The organism is Methylocaldum sp. MU1018 (genome assembly GCF_053646775.1).
Map to the genome: position 1 here is coordinate 3,484,790 of NZ_CM132195.1, position 17,789 is coordinate 3,502,578.

18 protein-coding genes and 1 CRISPR repeat array are annotated in these 17,789 nt (G+C 63.1%); of the genes, 10 read left to right on the forward strand and 8 right to left on the reverse strand.

All coding sequences use genetic code 11. From position 1 onward, the window contains the following. Positions 1 to 9 precede the first annotated feature (9 nt). From ACWJKU_RS16005 to cas2e, 5 genes are read left to right on the forward strand one after another with little or no spacing between them, the layout of a single operon-like run. Positions 10 to 219 (forward strand): hypothetical protein, encoded by a 210-nt coding sequence (locus ACWJKU_RS16005; protein ID WP_454143828.1) that lies wholly within the window; start codon positions 10 to 12, stop codon positions 217 to 219. Further along, positions 216 to 419, forward strand: coding sequence for a hypothetical protein (locus tag ACWJKU_RS16010; protein WP_454143830.1), 204 nt, complete (start codon positions 216 to 218; stop codon positions 417 to 419). The genes ACWJKU_RS16005 and ACWJKU_RS16010 overlap by 4 nt, the downstream gene beginning before the upstream one ends. Beyond that, positions 416 to 598 carry a hypothetical protein gene (locus ACWJKU_RS16015; protein WP_454143832.1) on the forward strand — a complete coding sequence of 61 codons (183 nt, stop codon included), beginning with the start codon at positions 416 to 418 and terminating at the stop codon, positions 596 to 598. Before ACWJKU_RS16010 ends, ACWJKU_RS16015 begins: the two co-directional genes overlap by 4 nt. After that, entirely contained in the window at positions 595 to 1,515 is a 921-nt protein-coding gene (gene cas1e / locus ACWJKU_RS16020; RefSeq protein ID WP_454143834.1) for a type I-E CRISPR-associated endonuclease Cas1e, read from the forward strand. The genes ACWJKU_RS16015 and cas1e overlap by 4 nt, the downstream gene beginning before the upstream one ends. After that, the gene (gene cas2e, locus ACWJKU_RS16025; protein ID WP_454143836.1) at positions 1,496 to 1,807 is read left to right on the forward strand and encodes a type I-E CRISPR-associated endoribonuclease Cas2e; all 312 of its coding nucleotides are present in this window, start codon (positions 1,496 to 1,498) and stop codon (positions 1,805 to 1,807) included. Before cas1e ends, cas2e begins: the two co-directional genes overlap by 20 nt. 91 nt (positions 1,808 to 1,898) lie before the next feature. Beyond that, a CRISPR array of direct repeats spans positions 1,899 to 3,513; the repeat unit is 29 nt; unit sequence CCGTTCCCCACGAACGTGGGGATGAACCG. A 375-nt stretch (positions 3,514 to 3,888) separates the two neighbouring features. On the opposite strand, the gene ACWJKU_RS16030 is transcribed toward cas2e, so the two are convergent. Beyond that, positions 3,889 to 5,337 carry a hypothetical protein gene (locus ACWJKU_RS16030; RefSeq protein WP_454143838.1) on the reverse strand — a complete coding sequence of 483 codons (1,449 nt, stop codon included), beginning with the start codon at positions 5,335 to 5,337 and terminating at the stop codon, positions 3,889 to 3,891. Positions 5,338 to 5,893: 556 nt separating this feature from the next. Here ACWJKU_RS16030 and ACWJKU_RS16035 point away from each other — a divergent pair. Together ACWJKU_RS16035 and ACWJKU_RS16040 are read left to right on the forward strand one after the other, a co-directional pair. After that, positions 5,894 to 6,292: a GFA family protein gene (locus ACWJKU_RS16035; RefSeq protein WP_454143840.1), complete on the forward strand. Its 399-nt coding sequence runs from the start codon at positions 5,894 to 5,896 to the stop codon at positions 6,290 to 6,292. 4 nt (positions 6,293 to 6,296) lie between these two features. Continuing rightward, positions 6,297 to 6,773 (forward strand): GNAT family N-acetyltransferase, encoded by a 477-nt coding sequence (locus tag ACWJKU_RS16040; protein ID WP_454143842.1) that lies wholly within the window; start codon positions 6,297 to 6,299, stop codon positions 6,771 to 6,773. A 51-nt stretch (positions 6,774 to 6,824) separates the two neighbouring features. Here the strand turns inward: ACWJKU_RS16040 and ACWJKU_RS16045 are convergent, their stop codons facing one another. The 7 genes from ACWJKU_RS16045 to ACWJKU_RS16075 form a co-directional block, all read right to left on the reverse strand. Then, positions 6,825 to 8,573 carry a hypothetical protein gene (locus ACWJKU_RS16045; protein ID WP_454143844.1) on the reverse strand — a complete coding sequence of 583 codons (1,749 nt, stop codon included), beginning with the start codon at positions 8,571 to 8,573 and terminating at the stop codon, positions 6,825 to 6,827. 125 nt (positions 8,574 to 8,698) lie between these two features. After that, positions 8,699 to 9,007: an acetolactate synthase small subunit gene (ilvN, locus tag ACWJKU_RS16050; protein ID WP_454143846.1), complete on the reverse strand. Its 309-nt coding sequence runs from the start codon at positions 9,005 to 9,007 to the stop codon at positions 8,699 to 8,701. Positions 9,008 to 9,010: 3 nt separating this feature from the next. Next, a complete protein-coding gene (ilvB, locus tag ACWJKU_RS16055; RefSeq protein ID WP_454143848.1) occupies positions 9,011 to 10,678 on the reverse strand; it encodes an acetolactate synthase large subunit in 1,668 nt (555 codons plus the stop codon). A gap of 98 nt (positions 10,679 to 10,776) precedes the next feature. Further along, positions 10,777 to 11,046, reverse strand: a complete 270-nt coding sequence (locus ACWJKU_RS16060) for a hypothetical protein (protein WP_454143850.1) — start codon at positions 11,044 to 11,046, stop codon at positions 10,777 to 10,779. A 57-nt stretch (positions 11,047 to 11,103) separates the two neighbouring features. Beyond that, positions 11,104 to 11,889 carry a class I SAM-dependent methyltransferase gene (locus tag ACWJKU_RS16065; protein WP_454143852.1) on the reverse strand — a complete coding sequence of 262 codons (786 nt, stop codon included), beginning with the start codon at positions 11,887 to 11,889 and terminating at the stop codon, positions 11,104 to 11,106. Positions 11,890 to 12,124: 235 nt separating this feature from the next. Then, the gene (locus tag ACWJKU_RS16070) at positions 12,125 to 13,015 is read right to left on the reverse strand and encodes a LysR substrate-binding domain-containing protein (RefSeq protein WP_454143853.1); all 891 of its coding nucleotides are present in this window, start codon (positions 13,013 to 13,015) and stop codon (positions 12,125 to 12,127) included. A gap of 58 nt (positions 13,016 to 13,073) precedes the next feature. Next, on the reverse strand, positions 13,074 to 14,168 hold the full coding sequence (locus ACWJKU_RS16075) for a DUF3047 domain-containing protein (RefSeq protein WP_454143855.1): 1,095 nt from the start codon (positions 14,166 to 14,168) through the stop codon (positions 13,074 to 13,076). Between the two features lie 136 nt (positions 14,169 to 14,304). On the opposite strand from ACWJKU_RS16075, the gene ACWJKU_RS16080 reads away from it, so the two are divergent. The 3 genes from ACWJKU_RS16080 to ACWJKU_RS16090 all read left to right on the forward strand — a co-directional run bounded on the left by ACWJKU_RS16080 (position 14,305) and on the right by ACWJKU_RS16090 (position 17,500). Next, positions 14,305 to 15,075, forward strand: a complete 771-nt coding sequence (locus ACWJKU_RS16080; protein WP_454143857.1) for a helix-turn-helix domain-containing protein — start codon at positions 14,305 to 14,307, stop codon at positions 15,073 to 15,075. A gap of 103 nt (positions 15,076 to 15,178) precedes the next feature. Beyond that, positions 15,179 to 16,096, forward strand: a complete 918-nt coding sequence (locus ACWJKU_RS16085; RefSeq protein WP_454143859.1) for a LysR family transcriptional regulator — start codon at positions 15,179 to 15,181, stop codon at positions 16,094 to 16,096. Between the two features lie 129 nt (positions 16,097 to 16,225). Continuing rightward, on the forward strand, positions 16,226 to 17,500 hold the full coding sequence (locus ACWJKU_RS16090; RefSeq protein ID WP_454143861.1) for an NAD-dependent formate dehydrogenase: 1,275 nt from the start codon (positions 16,226 to 16,228) through the stop codon (positions 17,498 to 17,500). Positions 17,501 to 17,789: the final 289 nt, after the last annotated feature.

Below are 17,789 nucleotides of genomic sequence, written 5' to 3' on the forward strand. Positions count from 1 at the left end.
AGAATCAATGTGATACTTGACGATCGCGTTTGGGAAAAATTACAGCAGGTTCCCAAGGGCGAATGTAGCAGCCTGATCAATCAGGCCCCGGAAGAGTTCTTGCTGAGAAGACGGCGGCAGCAAGCGTTCGCGCGACTCCGCGAGCGCGCCAAGACCAAGGAACGTCTGCCGGGCACGACTGAAGAATGGGTCCGCGAGGACCGGAATAGCCATCGATGAGCGGCCTGATCGTCATCGATGCCTCGGTCATCCGGAAAGGGGTGTTGCCGCCCGACGCGGAGCCGCTCACCGAAGGGAATGTGGGTGTCGCTCTGCCGGCTCTGTGGTATTTCGAGGTCGGCAATATTTTGATCCGGAACATGCCGACAAGGACTTGGCGGATTTGCGCGATCAACTCGCCTCGTTCGAAAAACCCATGACCGACGACCGCCAACGCCAAATCCTGGCATTGACCGCCCGCCACCGCGTCACCTTCTACGACGCGGCCTATCATGCTCTTGCCATCGTCAATGAAGGCATCTTTGTCACCGTCGACGAGAAATACCTCAAGGCCGTGAGCGACGATAAGCACGCCATGCACTTGAAGGACTGGCGATGAGCGACCTTCTCCCTCCCCTCAAACCCATCGCCATGAAAGAGCGCGTTTCCCTCATTTTCATCGAATACGGCGAGATCGACGTGCTCGACGGCTCGTTCGTGGTGATCGACAAGACCGGCGTGCGGACCCACATTCCGGTGGGATCGATCGCCTGCATCATGCTGGAACCCGGCACGCGAGTGTCGCACCGGGCGGCAGCGCTGGCGGCGCGGGTCGGCACCTTGCTGGTCTGGGTCGGCGAAGCCGGGGTTCGGCTCTACGCCTCGGGACAGCCGGGCGGCGCGCGCTCGGATCGTCTTCTGTATCAGGCCAAACTCGCCCTGGACGAAGACGCCCGGCTCAAGGTGGTGCGCAAGATGTACGAGTTCCGATTCAAGGAAAAGCCGCCGGAACGGCGCAGCGTCCAGCAACTTCGGGGCATCGAGGGCGCGCGGGTCCGGAAGCTGTACGAACTGCTCGCCAAGCGCTACGGCGTCACCTGGAAGCATCGTAACTACGACGCCGACGAATGGGGCTCCGGCGACCTGCCCAACCGCTGCGTCAGCTCCGCCACCGCCTGTCTTTACGGCATCACCGAAGCGGCGGTGCTGGCGGCGGGCTATGCGCCGGCAGTGGGTTTCATCCACACCGGAAAACCCTTGTCATTCGTCTACGACATCGCCGACCTCTTCAAATTCGACACGGTCGTGCCGGTCGCTTTCAAGATTGCCTCCCAGCAGCCGGGCGAACCGGAACGCGCCGTCCGCCTCGCCTGCCGGGACGTATTCCGGCAAACCAAGCTCCTGCAGCAGATCATCCCCACCATCGAGGACGTGCTCGCCGCGGGCGGCCTGGAGCCGCCGGAAGCCCCGGAAGACGCCGTCGGCCCCGCCATCCCCAACCCCAAGAGCCTGGGCGATGCTGGTCATCGTAGTTGAAAACGTTCCGCCAAGGCTGCGCGGACGTTTGGGCGTGTGGCTGGTGGAAGTGCGCGCCGGCGTCTACGTCGGCGACTTGTCGAAACGAGTCCGCGAAATGCTCTGGGCGCAGGTCGAGGCCGGCATTGGCGACGGCAACGCGGTGATGGTGTGGTCCACCAATACGGAATCGGGCTTCGACTTCGTAACCCTCGGCAAGAATCGGCGCATGCCGGTCGAACTGGACGGCCTGAAACTGGTGTCCTTCCATCCTCCCGAACCGACCGACGCGGCGGGAAAAGATGCTCTTTAACAACCCGGATTTTTCATTTTCAAAGCGGCAATTCGCCGGTAGAATTTCGACCGGCGTTTTTTGCCATTTTTAACAACGAGTTAGAAATGGTCCGTTCCCCACGAACGTGGGGATGAACCGCCCCATAGCAATGAATACCCAACGTAGCTTAGCCGTTCCCCACGAACGTGGGGATGAACCAAGGTCGGAGCGTAGCGGAGGCGAAGCGCATCCCCGTTCCCCACGAACGTGGGGATGAACCGCCGGTATCGGCGTCTGCGGTGTCTCCGGTCCCCCGTTCCCCACGAACGTGGGGATGAACCGAGCAACCCGACAATCGCCCACGAAAAGAACGGCCGTTCCCCACGAACGTGGGGATGAACCGCTCTGCAGGGAAGGGAGGGCGAGAAGCCCGAACCGTTCCCCACGAACGTGGGGATGAACCGGGTTTGCCGATGTCGCGCCGTGCCATGCTATCCCGTTCCCCACGAACGTGGGGATGAACCAACTGCAATCCATGAAAGAGGAAAACAATCGACCCGTTCCCCACGAACGTGGGGATGAACCTAAACCTCTACATCCACAATGGGGCCGGGGCCACCGTTCCCCACGAACGTGGGGATGAACCGAAGATGAAAGCCGAGGGCGCAAAGTCGGGTGTCCGTTCCCCACGAACGTGGGGATGAACCGTCTCCTGACGATTCGACATCATCCCAAGCGATCCGTTCCCCACGAACGTGGGGATGAACCGGTTTTTTACGTCCTGAACGGTGGGCAGGACAACCGTTCCCCACGAACGTGGGGATGAACCGTCGAGAGCAAGAACATCGCGGAAGCCGCCGAACCGTTCCCCACGAACGTGGGGATGAACCGAGGCGGCGGGTCATGCTGCCACCAAGCGGGTACCGTTCCCCACGAACGTGGGGATGAACCGCCCAACTGAGCGGGCACTGATCGAGTGCGCCTCCGTTCCCCACGAACGTGGGGATGAACCGGTAATAGCGCATGGCGCGCTCCGAAATGCCAACCGTTCCCCACGAACGTGGGGATGAACCGCAGAATCCGCATTTCCGCAGCCGCTATGCAGACCGTTCCCCACGAACGTGGGGATGAACCGTTGTTTTGCGAGCCAGGCCGCCGCCGCGTTCACCGTTCCCCACGAACGTGGGGATGAACCGGCCGAATATCCGCCATCGGGGTCCGGTGCGGGCCGTTCCCCACGAACGTGGGGATGAACCGAATAATTGACAAATCGTATATGTCAACCAGACCCGTTCCCCACGAACGTGGGGATGAACCGTCGAGTACAAATCGCGTCACACGAGCCGATATCCGTTCCCCACGAACGTGGGGATGAACCCCCTCTTGCTCCCCCAGATAAAAAGAAAGCGCCCCGTTCCCCACGAACGTGGGGATGAACCGGCTTGATCGATATCCTGAGATCAGCGGTTCACCCGTTCCCCACGAACGTGGGGATGAACCGACGTGGACTCTGCCGAGCAGGAAACGGATGTCCCGTTCCCCACGAACGTGGGGATGAACCGGACCTGCTGGTCATGCAAAAGCATGGATGGGACCGTTCCCCACGAACGTGGGGATGAACCGCGGGTGGTAGCCGTGTGGCTGTCTGGCGAATGCCGTTCCCCACGAACGTGGGGATGAACCGGCCGCTCGTCTGATTGAGTGTCTGAAGCGGTACCGTTCCCCACGAACGTGGGGATGAACCGGGCGGTCGTTTCGATGGCGGCGTGAGCACACCTCCCTGTGGCTTCGACCAGCCCGCCCGTCCGGGGCGAGCGTTCGCGGCTCCTGTGCCCGCCGCTCACCCCCACGAACGTGGGGATGAACCGGGCGGTCGTTTCGATGGCGGCGTGAGCACACCTCCCTGTGGCCTCGGCCAGCCCGCCCGTCCGGGGCGGCGTTCGCGGCTCCTGTGCCCGCCGCTCACCCCCACGAACGTGGGGATGAACCGGGCGGTCGTTTCGATGGCGGCGTGAGCACACCTCCCTGTGGCTTCGACCAGCCCGCCCGTCCGGGGCGGCGTTCGAACGCCTTATCCATTTGACCGCCCTGCTCTCCCGGAAAGCGGGGTTTTCGCGGCGTTATTTTTTCGATTGTCGACCGCTCGAAGCCGGGTGTCCGGGGAAGTGCGGGTTACAGTTTTGGACGGTATCTTCCGGATCGGCCGCGCAAAGGTTGGCGCCGGGGCCGCCGTCGAGGGTGTCTTTGCCCGGACCGCCTTCGATTCGGTCTTGACCGGCGCCGCCGTCGATGAAGTCGTCGCCCGGCCCGCCCTCGATCCTGTCGTCGCCGTCGCCGCCGCAAATCAGGTCGTCTCCGCCGCGGCCGTCGATCGCATCGTCGCCACCCAGGCCGTAGATGACATCGTCGCCCGGCGTGCCGCGCAGCGCATCGGGGCCGTCGGTGCCCACGATCGCTCCGGCGGGCGGCCGGCCGGCGCAGGAGTCGGTTGCCGCCGCGACGACGACCCCGGTCGGGTCCACGATGTTCGGATCGGTAATCGACCTCAGCAGGGCGCCGGTCTTCGCGTCATACACCTTCAGGGCATTGGGCTCGGATACATACAGCTTGGCATTGCCGGGATGCAGCGCCATCTGATCCATTCCATAAAATAGAGGACCGTAGGCAACCGGGATCGAAAAGAGCGGTGCGGCGCTCAGTGTGGCGGCCACGGCGTCGTAACCGTAAACGTCGACGGCTCCAAAGACCCCGACAAAACCTTTGTCGTTGACGAAATCGCCATTATTCCTGACATAAACCCGGTCTCCGGCGGCGTTAATCAGGCCGGAAATCCCGGATGTCCCGGATAACGGGCGCGCATCGGCGGCTTGTAGCCCCGGAACTTTGAACGAACGAATGCCGGAGGGATAGTCGCGAATGACGGCGAGGCCCGACGTGCCGTCAGGCGCGCAGATGACGTTATTCGGTCCGTCATCGAAAGATAATCGCTCGCCGGTGTCCGTTAACGCGCCCGTGGCGCTGAGGACGAGTCGGCGCACCGTCTGGTCGTAGATCGACGTCGCCAGCACCGAACCGTCGCTGCAAACTTCGATCGACGTGGTATCGGAACCCACGGACAAGGTGTGGACCTCGGTTTGGCTGGCAATCTCGATCACCGAGATGGGGCCGCTGACACCGCCATCGGACACCAGCAGGAACTTGCCGTCGGGGCTGATCGCGAGATCCTCGCCGGGGTTGGAAATGGGAATCGGGTTCGGGCCTTCGGCGAGACGGGGCGGCGATGCGGTCAAATCGATGACGAAGATTTCGCTGTTGAAATTGGTCACGAAGCCACGGGTCTGATCGGGCGTAATCTGCACGTCGCCCATGCCGAAGCCTGCGCCGCTGGTGATCACCGACCCCAGTACCGTATCGGTGTCGGCATCGAATACCGTGACCGTTCGCGTGACGTCATCCGCCACGAGGCCGAGGGTTTTTGCGGACGCCGCGGGCGACTGCAAGGCCAGGGCAAGAATGGCGCCATTGAGGACCGCGAACGCGCATATGCTGTTTCCATGGTCGTTTTTCATATGATTTCATCCCTGTAGGTATTATCGAGCGGCGGCCGCGTTTGAGGCGGCTTCGAATTTCCGCGCCGGTTCCTGAAGCCGGGCGTGCGATCGATCGAAGAGAACAGAACCTTAGACCGGTTTTGGCGCAAACCATTCGTTCCGAAGCCGAGAACCCGCGTAATCGTGCGGTTGACGGAAACTCCTTGCGGACATCATATTTTGATGGGCCGATGCCTTGAAATTCGTTTTAACCTAAAAACCGCCGTCGAATCGCCGAAACGGCCGCAAGGCCGCGCCGGCCGCCGCATGCCCTGTATGCCCTCTCCCCAACCCCTCGCGCCCAAAGGGTCGAGGGGCCAAACACCCGCTCCCTTTAGGAGAGGGCCGGGGATGAGGGTTTAGGGCTTAGGGCTTTTCAGGTCGTTTCCGACGGCCGTATTTAGGTTTAAATATGAAAGTTTCCTCAAAACGGCAGGGCCGCAGGCCGGGTTGAAACGCTAGCGGAAACCCGGCATTCCAGGGCGCGGATAAACCGGGATTCCGCGAAAGGCCATCCCAGCCTGTGGGCTTTTTCATGAGACGGAAAACCATGATCTATCGCGGTAGTTGTCATTGCGAAGCGGTTCAATTCGAGGTCGAGGCTCCCGAGCGGGTCGTTTGCCAGGACTGCAATTGCTCGATTTGTTCCAAATCCGGCTTCCTGCACCTCATCGTCCCCAAATCGCAGTTCAAGCTGCTGAAGGGCGAGGAGAACCTTGCGGTCTACACCTTCAACACGGGCGTCGCCAAGCACCTGTTCTGCAAGACTTGCGGCATCAAGCCCTTTTACAGCCCCAGGTCCAACCCGGACGGCTACGACGTGAACGTCCGCTGTCTGACGCCGCAGCCCGAGGAATTGGTCGTCGAACCGTTCGACGGCCGAAACTGGGAATCCCATGCGCACCGATTGGCGCATCTCAGCCGGGAGGATTGATCGTTTGCACCCGGCGACCAATACCGAAGTTCGCGCCCAACCGCGCATGACGGTTCGTCCTGCGGCATCCTCGGACTGCGAACGGCTGGTCCCGCTTTTCCGGCAACTGGGCTACGCGATCGACGCGAGCGAACTTCGCACCGGACTCCTTGCCTACGACGGATCGGATTCGGATCTGGCGCTGGTGGGCGAAATCGGCGCGGCAGTGGTCGGGACGATCGTTCTGCACATCGTTGCTCCGCTCCACGAACGGGGGAAATGGGGGCGCATTTCCGCGCTGGTGATCGACGAAAACATCAGGCGGCGGAGCCTCGAAACCGAATTGCTGAAGGCGGCGGACGATTTCTTCGTCGGTCGGGGATGTGACCGGGTCGAGTTGACCCGCAGCGACCGACGCCTTGAAGCTCACCGCTTTTACCTGGCCAACGGCTACGAAATCCGATCCAAGCACTTCGTAAAACGTTATCCGAGCACCCGCTGAATGCCCGAACGGAAGCGCCCGAACGTCGGGAATTGCCGAACTGCGACTCGATCACGGGTTACAGTTGCGTATCGTGTCTCCTCGGTCGGCCACACAGACGTCGCCGCTGACGTGGCTGCCGCCGTTGACCGTATCGTTGCCGCGGACGCCGTCGACCATATTGATCACGTCGTTTCCAGCGCCGCCGTCGACCCTATCGCTGCCCGCGCCGGCCTGGATGACGTCATTCCCGTTGCCGCCACAGATACGATCGTCCCCTCCTCGGCCGTCAATCACGTCGTTTCCGGCCAGGCCGACGATCACATCGTCACCCGGCATTCCCCGCAAGATATCGTTGTCCGGCGTGCCGACGATCGTGGCCGGCGCGCCGAGGCACGTGAACGAAGCGGGAGCGCCGCTGAGGAAAAGAACCGCACGGCCCTGGTCACGATTGCCGCTAGCATCTTGGAAAGGCGCCCCTACCACAAGATCTGGGACGCCGTCGTCGTTCGCATCCCCGATTCCCGCCACGGATCGACCAAAACGGGCAAGAGCTTGACGGCCGGGGTTACGGAGAACCAGGAGCTCACGGCCGTCGGCCCCGCTCGCGACAACGACTTTACCCTCGGGAGCGTCGTCAGTTTCTCGTCCGGGCACCCCCACCAGAAGATCGGGAATGCCGTCTCCGTTCACATCGTCCAATCCGGCTACGGCGGAGCCGAAATCGGCATGGTTCTCCGGCGTCGAGCTTTCCACCTGGTACAAAAGCTCACCGGTGGCGCCACTGAATACAAATGCCCCTCCGCTGAATACAAAATTCCCGTATTCGCCTATGGGCAGGAACGGCGCTCCCACCAATAGATCGGGAACGCCGTCGCCACTCACGTCGCCTATTCCTGCCACTGCTGCGCCCAGGAAGGCCCGCTCCTCCGGCGCTACCACATTGAGGACGTGAACGAGGCCGCCATCGGCCCCGCTGAAAACCAGGGCTCGGCCCACGCGGCCCAGGCCAGGCATTCCCACCAGAAAGTCGGGAATGCCGTCGCCGGTCACGTCGCCCGCCCCGGCCACGGCTTGGCCCAAATCGCCACCCTCGGAACGTGGGTAGCTAAGCGTTAGGAGGTGACGCCCATCGGCCCCGCTGAAGACAAAAGCCCGGCCCTGCCCGGGAATGTCGGGCCCGTTTTGTCCGGGCGCCCCTATCAACAGGTCGGGAATGTCATCGTCGTTGATATCGCCCGTGTCGGCCACCGAGGTGCCGAACGAGGCGCCTTTCTCGGGTATCGGAGTGTCCAGGCTGTAAAGGAGCCTCCCGTTGGCGCCGCTGAAAACGAAGGCCCGGCCCTGCCGATCATTACCCTTTACGGCCTGCTCGGGGGCCCCCACGAGGAGGTCAGGAATCTTATCGCCGTCGACATCGCCCACCCCGGCCACGGCTTGGCCGAAGAGCGCGTTGGCTTGGGGCTCCGGGTTGTTCACTCGGTAGAGAAGACTTCGATCGGACCCGCTCAAAACAAAGGCCTGGCCTTGGCGAGGATTGCCGTCCGCAGCTTGCCCCGGAGCCCCGACCAGGAAGTCGGCCTTGCCGTCTCCGTTCACATCGCCCACCCCGGCCACGGATGTACCGAAGCCCGCGCTGACCTGAGGCGCGGGATGATTGACACTGCGGGGCGCATAGGCAGGCTGGGCGTAGGCCGATGCCACCCAGAACCCAGTCACGAAGACTAGACAGCCTTTGAACACATTCGGCTGAAGTCCAGTCCGGGGAGCGCCCTTCAGGACAAAAGGCCCATCGGTCCTTTTTCCGTCATCGCGTTTCATACTACATCCTCGCTGTCTGTATGATCGAATCGTGGCCACGGCTTTTTGGCACACTTGCCTAAGTAATCAGACTTATCGCCAGGACAGTAGTTGCCCGGCTGTAACGGCCGCCGCGGCCAACCGCGCTAACGGAAAAACGCCTCCAGCCGCACGAACACCTCGTGATCGGCGCCGTGGCGGCGCACGCTCAAAACGTCTTCCAGCTTTTCGAGTTGCTTGACCATTTGCGCAAGGCGCGCGTCTTCATTGACCAGCAGCCAGATTCGGCTGGTCGCGCCCGTACCCACCGGCATGCAGAGAATGCCTTCGACGTTGTAAGCACGGCGCGAGAACAGGCCGACCACAGGGGACATGACGCCGGGATGGTTGACGACATCGAGCTCCAGAACGGCGCGGGACGATGTCATTTCTTCGGTAAGCGAGTGCCGGTTCACGATTCAGCCTCCGATCATCTCTTTGTTGGCGGCGCCTGGCGGCACCATGGGCAAGACCTGATCCTCGACGTCGATGCCGGCGTGGATCAGGCAGGGGCCGCGCGTGGTCAGCGCATCTCGCAGGGCGTCCCTCGGATTCTCCGCCGTGTCGAGATCGACGGCGCGAAGGCCGAAGCCTTGGGCGATCCGCACGAAATCGGGCGCGGCGCGAAACTTCGATGCATAGATGCGCTTGCCGTAAAACAGGGTCTGCTGCTGATGTACTAGGCCGAGCGCGTTGTTGTTCATCAGCACCACCTTGACGTTGACGTCCTCTTCGGCGGCGGTCGCCAACTCCTGTACATTCATCAGGATGCTGCCGTCGCCCGAGAAGCAGACCACGGTCGCTTGCGGTTCGGCCAGCGCCGCGCCGATCGCGGCCGGTAAACCGAAGCCCATGGTGCCGAGTCCGCCCGAGGTCAGCCAGCGGCGCGGGCGGCGCAGAGGATAGCTTTGCGCCACCCACATCTGGTGCTGGCCGACATCGGTCGCGATGATCGCCTCTTGGTCGAGGCATTCGGCCACGGCGCGTATCAAGCCGTAATGGGTGCGCGGATCATCGATGCCGGGTGTGGCCAGGGGGAACCTCCGCTTCAATTCGGCGATGCGGGCCAGCCACGATTCCCGGTTTTGAGCCCGCACTCTGGGCAACAGCTCTCGCAGCACGCTGGCCGCGTCGCCCCGGATGCCGACGTGAGCGGTTTTGATCTTGTCCAGTTCGGCCGAATCGATGTCGATGTGAATGACCTTCGCATTCGGACAGAACGCTGCGACCTTGCCGGTCGCGCGGTCGTCGAAGCGGGCGCCGACGGCGATCAGCAGGTCGCATTCGTCCAGCGCCAGGTTGGTACAGCGCGCCCCGTGCATGCCGAGCATGCCCAGCGACAAAGGATGATCCACCGGCAGCGAGCCGAGCGCCATCAAGGTCATGACCGTCGGCAGCGACGATTTTTCGGCCAGAGCCCCGGCCAATTCCGACGCCCCTGCGTGCAGGATGCCGCCGCCGAGGTACAGAATCGGCCGCTCCGCCGACTCGATCAGATCCGCCGTCCGCTCGACGAGCGCGATATCGACCGGCGGAATCGGGTCCGGGGCGCCGGGTGTGGGCCATACGTTCACCTCGAGCGATTCCAATTGCACGTCCTTGGGAATATCGATCAACACCGGCCCCGGACGTCCGGAAGCCGCGATGCGGAAGGCGCTCGGTACGACTTCGAGCAGTTCCTCGGCCGAGTCCACCAAAAAATTATGCTTGGTGATGGGAATGGTCAGGCCGTAGGTGTCGACCTCCTGAAAGGCATCGGTGCCGATCATCCCGCGCGGAACCTGGCCCGTGATCGCCACCAGCGGAATCGAATCGAGCTTGGCGTCGGCGATCGCGGTCAGCAGATTGGTCGCGCCCGGGCCGGACGAAGCCATGCACACGCTGGGAACGCCGGTGACCCTTGCCATGCCTTGGGCGATGAAACCCGCGCCCTGTTCGTGTCGGGCGAGGACGTGGCGGATTTGAGCGGAATGCGAAAGAGCGTCGTAGATCGGCAGGTTGGCGCCGCCGGGAATTCCGGCGACGACGCGCACGCCCTGCCGTTCGAGAAGACGGACGGTGAGTTGGGCGCCGGTCGGTATCATCATGGGGTTCTCCTTCGGTAGTGCCGGAGTCCGGCGGAGGCCCCAAAAAAGAAACCCCCGTCGGCCTGCGCCGGCGGGGGTTGTTGAATCAGATCGTTTACTTACTCATCACCAACCCGCGACGGCGCGCGCGTCACCACCACCGGCACGACGACGACCACCACGAAGGCGGCGATGCGGCGAATGGCGAGGTGACGGAGGCTCATGGATTGGGTCGAGTGAATCGGTTCAAAGATATCGAGCCGGTATTCTGGCGCAGCACGGCCATTCGATGCAAGCTCGATCGGGTAAGTGGAGAGCCGTAGGCTAGGTTGCAGCGCTGGCGGAAACCCGGCAGGGCTCGGACAAGCCGGGATTTCACGAAACGCCATCCCGACCTACGGGTTCTACCATCACCTGTTGCAGCCAACACAGCCCGAACAAAGCGCTCACCTCCTCGCCTCCACCTGGAGCCGCACCATGACGACGTGAATCCGTCCCGCCGCGTCGGGCGGATTCCCCGCCAGGTAGCGCTCGGCGACGGTCTCGATGAAAAGCCCCCGCCGCTCCGCCGGGACTCTCGACGTGTAAGGGTGCCAAGCGGTACGCAGCCAGCCGATGAAGGCTTCGCGGCCGGCGTGCGCCATGTCCTTGTCGATCAGTTGGACTCGCTCGGGTTTTAGTCCCACCTCCACTAGCCAGCGGCGATAGCTTTCCGCATCGTAAAAGCCGAACGGGAGTTCGAAACCTTCGAACGCACCGCGCCACTCGGGATTGTCCGCAACCGCATCGAACGCCGCGATCAGCGCGGCGGCAGAGCCCCGGCCGCCCATCTCCATGCGGCAGCGCCCGCCCGGCTTCAGCGCGCAGGCGATGCCGGCCAATACCGGACCATGATCCCGGACCCAGTGCAAGGCGGCATTGGAAAAGACCACGGTGAATTCCTCGTGAAAAGGCAACGTCCGGGCGTCCGCCTGCCGGAACGCGAGATTCGGGTAATCCGACGCTGGATACCGCTTTGCCGCATAGCGGATCATGTCTTCCGACAGATCGACGCCGACCGCACCGCCGAACGGCACCCGCTGCGCCAGTTCCGCCGTGATGCGCCCGTCGCCGCAGCCGATGTCCAGCACCCGGTCGTCCGGACGCAGCTCCAGGCCGCTCAGGCGCTCGCGCGCCCAAGCTTCCTGACCGGCGGAATGGCGGGCATAGTCTTCCGGGTTCCAGCGATACATCGTTTTTCTCCTCGTCGTGAATAGGTGCGAGCAAGCATGCCGAAAGAACGCACGGAGGAAAAACGATGTTTGGCGATGCTGCCATCGCGTTTCGCGATGGCTCAAATCAAACGTCCCGCTGGCGGGATGATCCCGTCGTGAATACCGGCTTGGAAATCAAGTGTAAGCTCGTAGGATGTGGTGACCGAAGCACATCGGTGCGGTTCGTTCCTCACCGCACCCTACGAGCTACGAGCTAAGCCCTTGCTCCGGCGAGATGATCCAGCAGCCGCCGCGCCGCCCCGGACAAGCTTTCCAGCGAGCGAACGCAGAGATGGAGCCGGCGCCTGGCCCAGGCATCGTTCAAAACGACCGGCACGAGTCCCAGCGATGCGGTGTAAGGCGTCGTGGCGGCCCGCGGCACCACGCCGATGCCGAGCCCCGCCGCCACCATCGCGCAGACGGCGTCGAAGCTGGTGACCCGTATCTTGAGGTTGAGCGGCCGTCCCGCGTCGGCGGCCGCGCGGAGCAGCCGATAGTGCAAGGAGCTATTACTGTGGAGTCCGACGAAATCCGAGTCCAGCGCGTCGCGAAAATCGACGCGGCTGCGCGAAGCCAGCGGATGGTCCGGCCGGACGATCAGGACCAGTTCGTCCTCGCGGAACGGGATCATCGTGAGCCCGTCCTCGGTGCTTATCTCGCTCACGATACCCAGATCGGCGAGATTGTCGGCGACGGCCCGGGCGACATCTCCGCTCACGTGCTCTTCCAGGTGCACTTGGACTTCCGGATGAGCCGACAGGAACGAGGCGAGCGCCGAAGGCAAAAATTCCACGATGGCCGAGATGTTAGCGAATACCCGCACCTGCCCGCGGATTCCCGCCGAATAGCCGCGCAGCTCAAGATCCAGCTGCCCGGCCTGATGCAGGACGGCACGAGCGCGCGCGAGCAGGGCAAAGCCCGCCGCCGTCGGCGCGACGCCCTTGCTGCTCCGCACCAGCAGCGTCGCGCCGTATCCGGCTTCGAGATCGGACAACCGCTTGCTGACGGCCGAGGCGACGGTATGACAGTGCTCGGCCGCCTTGGCGATGCTGCCGGCCTCGGCCACGGCGACGAACAGTTCGAGATCGCGCAGATCGAAATGCATGGAACGATTCCGTCAATCCTCGATTACAGGCCGCCGCTTGGTGAAAAGGATCAGAGCCTTATTGTATCGGCACCATCCCTTCGTCCGTCACGAACGCCATGCCGGCATACCGGCATTCTCCCTCCCGGCCCTGGAACATACTCAACGCGATCAGCCACACCCGCACGATGCGGGCCGGCGGCGGGCCGCCGATGAAGTCCAGGTAATCGCGGTGAACGTCCCGTTCCTCGTTGAACCAATCGCCCAGCCCCTCGCGGCCGGAACGGATCACCACATGGGTTTCGCGCGCCGTCCAGGTGGGAATCGGGCAGCGGTAGGCGGTGCCCACGGGCAACTCGGCGCTCCAGTAATAGGTGATGTCCTGGCCGTTGTCGAATTCCACGGCGATGCTCATGTAATCGTGAGTCGCGAGCGTGTCCTCGCGCACCTCCGAGGGCAGCCGATCCATGCGCCAGGCCCAGCGCAGGCGCGTGTTCGGCTCGAACGGCAGGGAAACGTCTTTCTGCAACAGCCCCACGTCGCGATGGGTATGGCAGCAGATGGCCGGTTCCTTTTCCGGAGTCCGGCAGGATCGGTAGATTTCCGACGGCCCCACGAACCATAGATAGTTCCAGCCTTGCGGCGGTACGACCGGATCGGTCAGGCGGTCGATTTCGGACGCGATCAGGCCATCGACGTCGCCCAGCGCCGCCAGTTTTTTCAGCCCTTCAAGAGGCTCGACCCGCCAGCGCACGATCAACGCCGTTAAGTTTCCGCTCGCCTGCTCGTAAACCTCGTCCGGCGTCGCCAACTCGCCGGTTCGGGTGGCCCATTCGCCGGGAAAATAGCTGGCGAGATACAGCCGCCCGGGCTTCTGCGCCGTGAACGTGTTGCTCGCCCGGGTGCCGCGGAAGATTTCGCCGTCCGGACCGATTCGGCACCAAAGCTGAAAATCGGCGCCGAACCAGAGGTCGGTGCCCTTGAGGCGAGTCTTGCCCACGGCAAAGGTGGTCACCCGCTCGCCGCCGGGCAGATCGATGCCGGTATCCAGCCAGGGTTTTCGATCCGAGGGAACGTCGATGACGGCGTAACCCATGAGATCATCCGCCGCGAGCCGGCTCAGCAAAGCCTCGAAGCGCGCTTGAAAGTCCGTGCGTGTCAATGTGTCGTTCATGGAAATCCTCCAGGAAAAGTTCTGGAAAACGCCGGTCCGGGTTCATTATGATGGCCGCGCGATAAACCGCCGCGGCCTTTGCCCGGCGTTTCGGATTGTATTCGCGCTTGACCGGAAGGACTTGCATAAACTGGCTATGCACATGATTTATCCCAGGCATTCGCAGCTTTATATGGAACGCGGACGGGTGCTTTATTGCGGCCCGCTCCAGCATCTGGAAACCCACGTCTATGGCGCCGACGTGCTGCACGTGGGCATCTACCGGCCGTTTCGGATCCGGCTGGCCGACGGCGAATGGCGGAACTGCCGCTGCGCGTTGGTGCCCGCGGGGATTCGCCATGCCTTGGATTTGGCCGGCGGCGTGCACGGCAAGCTGTTCGTGGAGCGGAACGGTCCGGATGCGTTCGGGTTCCGGAAGCGCTTTCCTTATTCAGACACGTTCGTGAGGTTTTTCGAGGATGCCGAGACGATCGAATGCTTCCGCTGGGTCCACGAGGAAGACCCGAACCGCATCGCCGTCGAACAGCGCCTGGACCGGCTATTGAATTCCCGAGATCGGCCGGCCCCGGAGTGCGATGCGCGCATCCGGCAGGTCATCGAACGGATTTGCCGGGAGCCGGACCGGAATTTCTCGCAGGAGGAGTTGGCGCGCCTGATCGGGCTCTCGCCCTCCCGCTTCCTTCATCTGTTCCGCCAGTGCACCGGCCTGCCCTACCGCCGATTCCGGCTGTGGAAGCGGATGGTGTCCGCCCTGGAACTGCTCCATGCCAGCGACAGCATGACCCGCGCCGCGCTGGACGCGGGCTTCGCCGATGCGACCCACTTCAGCCACAGCTTCCGCGATACCTTCGGCGTGAACCCCGCGCCGGTGTTCAGGAAAATCGGCCGCTTCGAGGTGGTGCCATAACACGCCGGACCATTTATCATCCGTCTCGTTTCATCAACAATATCGAAAGCCGCGCTCGCGCGAGCGCGGCCGCCCTTCGCCCCATACGTCTCCAAAATCCGCCATGTTCATCCGTCAAATCCATTACCTGCTCGCCCTGGAGAAAACCGGACATTTCGGCCGCGCCGCGAACATCTGCAACGTGTCGCAACCGGCCTTGTCCACGGCCATCCAGAACCTCGAAGAAGAACTGGGTGTGACCCTCGTCCAGCGCGGCCAGCGCTTTCAGGGATTTACGCCCGAAGGCGAGCGTCTGCTGCAATGGGCGCGGATTCTCACACGCGACTGGGAAAGCATGCGCCAGGAAGCGGCCCGGTGCAGCCGGCAGCTAACCGGTTCGCTGCGGATGGGAGTGATTCCGACCACTCTGGCGGTGGTTTCCCTGTTGACCGAGCCTTATCAGGCGGAACTGCCGGACGTAGGGATCAAGCTGACTTCGCTTTGCGCGGAGGACTTGATCCGCCAGCTCGACCGGTTCGAGCTCGATCTGGGCCTGACCTATCTGGAAGACCCGCGCCTCAAGGGATTCCGGGTGCTGCCCCTGTACCGGGAACGTCACGTGCTGCTGGCCCGCGTGCGGGACCGGCGGTTGACCGCCGGCGAACTGGGTTGGGCCGACGTGGCCGAACTGCCGCTCTGTCTGCTGACTCCCAACATGCAGAACCGCCGCCTGATCGATGCCGCCTTTCGCGAGGCCGGCGTCTCGCCTCGGGTGGTGCTGGAAACCGATTCGGTGTTCGCCCTGTATGCCCACGTGCGCTGCGCGGGGCTCTACAGCGTGGTGCCCCACAGCCTGTTGAGCCTGTTCGAGATGCGCCAGGAAGTCACCGCCATTCCGCTGCATCCGGAACTTTCCCGCCCGATCGGCCTGATCTCCCGCAGCCGGGAGCAAACGCCGCCGGTGCAGGAAGCGGCCTGGAACATCGCGGCCCGGCTCGATTTGCAGGCCCGCTTCGACGCGCTGATAAACGCCATGAATTGACCGATCGACGCAAACGATTGGCCCTGCCGCGAGTCTGGCTCGACAATACCTCCGCCTGGCCGGGACTCGCCGGGTTCGGCCGGAATTCCGGCGAACCCGTCCATCACGACGTTCAAGAAGGTGAAGAGAATGGCAAAAGTCGTTTGCGTGCTGTATGACGATCCCGTCGACGGTCATCCGAAATCCTATGCCCGCGATTCCGTGCCCGCAATCAAGGTTTATCCCGACGGCCAGACCGCGCCGAATCCGAAAGCGATCGATTTCGTCCCCGGCGAGATGCTGGGCAGCGTTTCCGGCGAACTGGGCCTGCGCAAGTTTTTGGAAAGCCGGGGCCACACCCTGGTGGTCACCTCCGACAAGGACGGCGCGAACTCCCGCCTGGATCGGGAACTGCACGACGCCGAGATCGTAATCTCGCAGCCGTTCTGGCCGGCCTATCTGACGGCGGAACGCATCGCCAGGGCGCCAAAGCTGAAACTGGCGCTGACGGCCGGCGTCGGTTCCGATCACGTCGACCTGCAAGCCGCCATCGCCCGCAACATCACCGTGGCGGAAATCACTTACTGCAACAGCATCAGCGTGGCCGAGCATGTGGTGATGATGATTCTCGGCCTGGTGCGCAATTACATCCCGTCCTACCAGTGGGTGGTGAAAGGCGGCTGGAACATCGCCGACTGCGTGACCCGCTCCTACCGACCCTACTGGACTCAAGGGCTTAAACCTTGCACCGGCTGGAACATCGCCGACTGCGTGACCCGCTCCTACGACCTGGAAGGCATGGAGGTCGGCACCGTCGCCGCCGGCCGCATCGGCCTGGCGGTGCTGCGCCGCCTGAAGCCGTTCGACGTCAAGCTGCATTACACCGACCGCCACCGCCTGCCGGCGGACGTCGAGAAAGAGCTGAATCTCACCTGGCATCCCGATGTCGAATCGCTGGTCCGGGTCTGCGACGTGGTCACCCTGAACTGTCCGCTGCATCCCGAGACCGAGCACATGATCGACGAGGCCATGCTCGCCAAGTTCAAGCGCGGCGCCTATCTCATCAACACGGCGCGCGGCAAGCTGTGCGACCGCGACGCCGTCGCCGCTGCGCTGGAAAGCGGGCAGTTGGCGGGTTATGCCGGCGACGTCTGGTTCCCGCAGCCGGCGCCGAAGGACCATCCCTGGCGGACCATGCCGCATCACGGCATGACGCCGCACATCTCCGGCACCAGCCTGTCGGCCCAGGCGCGCTACGCCGCCGGCGTGCGCGAAGTCCTGGAATGCTGGTTCGAAGGCCGCCCCATCCGCAACGAGTACCTGGTGGTCGACGGCGGCAAGCTGGCCGGAGTCGGCGCCCATTCCTACAGCGAGGGCAACGCCACCGGCGGTTCGGAAGAAGCCGCCCGGTTCAAGAAGGGCTGATCGGCTCGCTCTCTCGACCGATGACGGAAGACATCGCGTTTCGATGCCTTTCCGTCCCGCTCGATTTTGTTAAGGAAGCTCCGAACAAGTGGATTCCGTTCATGATTCGACAAGCCTGTCCTGAGCCTGCCGAAGGACTTAGAGCCTATCCCAGTAGGCTCAAGAAACCCTTCGACAAGCTCAGGGCCAACGGCCTACCGGGATAGGCTCTTAATCAGAGCTTCCTTAAAGTTTCAATGACAGGAGCCGCCATGAGGTTCCGTCCGTACCGCCGATCGGCATTTTTTCA

What these genes read in the sequence shown, in the direction of transcription:
- ACWJKU_RS16010 (WP_454143830.1), top strand. Translation starts at nt 216, where the DNA reads ATGAGCGGCCTGATCGTCATCGATGCCTCGGTCATCCGGAAAGGGGTG.
- ACWJKU_RS16080 (WP_454143857.1), top strand. Translation starts at nt 14,305, where the DNA reads ATGCACATGATTTATCCCAGGCATTCGCAGCTTTATATGGAACGCGGA.
- ACWJKU_RS16075 (WP_454143855.1), bottom strand. Translation starts at nt 14,168, where the DNA reads ATGAACGACACATTGACACGCACGGACTTTCAAGCGCGCTTCGAGGCT.
- ACWJKU_RS16085 (WP_454143859.1), top strand. Translation starts at nt 15,179, where the DNA reads ATGTTCATCCGTCAAATCCATTACCTGCTCGCCCTGGAGAAAACCGGA.
- ACWJKU_RS16090 (WP_454143861.1), top strand. Translation starts at nt 16,226, where the DNA reads ATGGCAAAAGTCGTTTGCGTGCTGTATGACGATCCCGTCGACGGTCAT.
- ACWJKU_RS16045 (WP_454143844.1), bottom strand. Translation starts at nt 8,573, where the DNA reads ATGAAACGCGATGACGGAAAAAGGACCGATGGGCCTTTTGTCCTGAAG.
- ACWJKU_RS16035 (WP_454143840.1), top strand. Translation starts at nt 5,894, where the DNA reads ATGAGACGGAAAACCATGATCTATCGCGGTAGTTGTCATTGCGAAGCG.
- ACWJKU_RS16065 (WP_454143852.1), bottom strand. Translation starts at nt 11,889, where the DNA reads ATGTATCGCTGGAACCCGGAAGACTATGCCCGCCATTCCGCCGGTCAG.
- ACWJKU_RS16030 (WP_454143838.1), bottom strand. Translation starts at nt 5,337, where the DNA reads ATGAAAAACGACCATGGAAACAGCATATGCGCGTTCGCGGTCCTCAAT.
- ACWJKU_RS16060 (WP_454143850.1), bottom strand. Translation starts at nt 11,046, where the DNA reads ATGGCGTTTCGTGAAATCCCGGCTTGTCCGAGCCCTGCCGGGTTTCCG.
- cas1e (WP_454143834.1), top strand. Translation starts at nt 595, where the DNA reads ATGAGCGACCTTCTCCCTCCCCTCAAACCCATCGCCATGAAAGAGCGC.
- ACWJKU_RS16015 (WP_454143832.1), top strand. Translation starts at nt 416, where the DNA reads ATGACCGACGACCGCCAACGCCAAATCCTGGCATTGACCGCCCGCCAC.
- ACWJKU_RS16070 (WP_454143853.1), bottom strand. Translation starts at nt 13,015, where the DNA reads ATGCATTTCGATCTGCGCGATCTCGAACTGTTCGTCGCCGTGGCCGAG.
- cas2e (WP_454143836.1), top strand. Translation starts at nt 1,496, where the DNA reads ATGCTGGTCATCGTAGTTGAAAACGTTCCGCCAAGGCTGCGCGGACGT.
- ilvB (WP_454143848.1), bottom strand. Translation starts at nt 10,678, where the DNA reads ATGATGATACCGACCGGCGCCCAACTCACCGTCCGTCTTCTCGAACGG.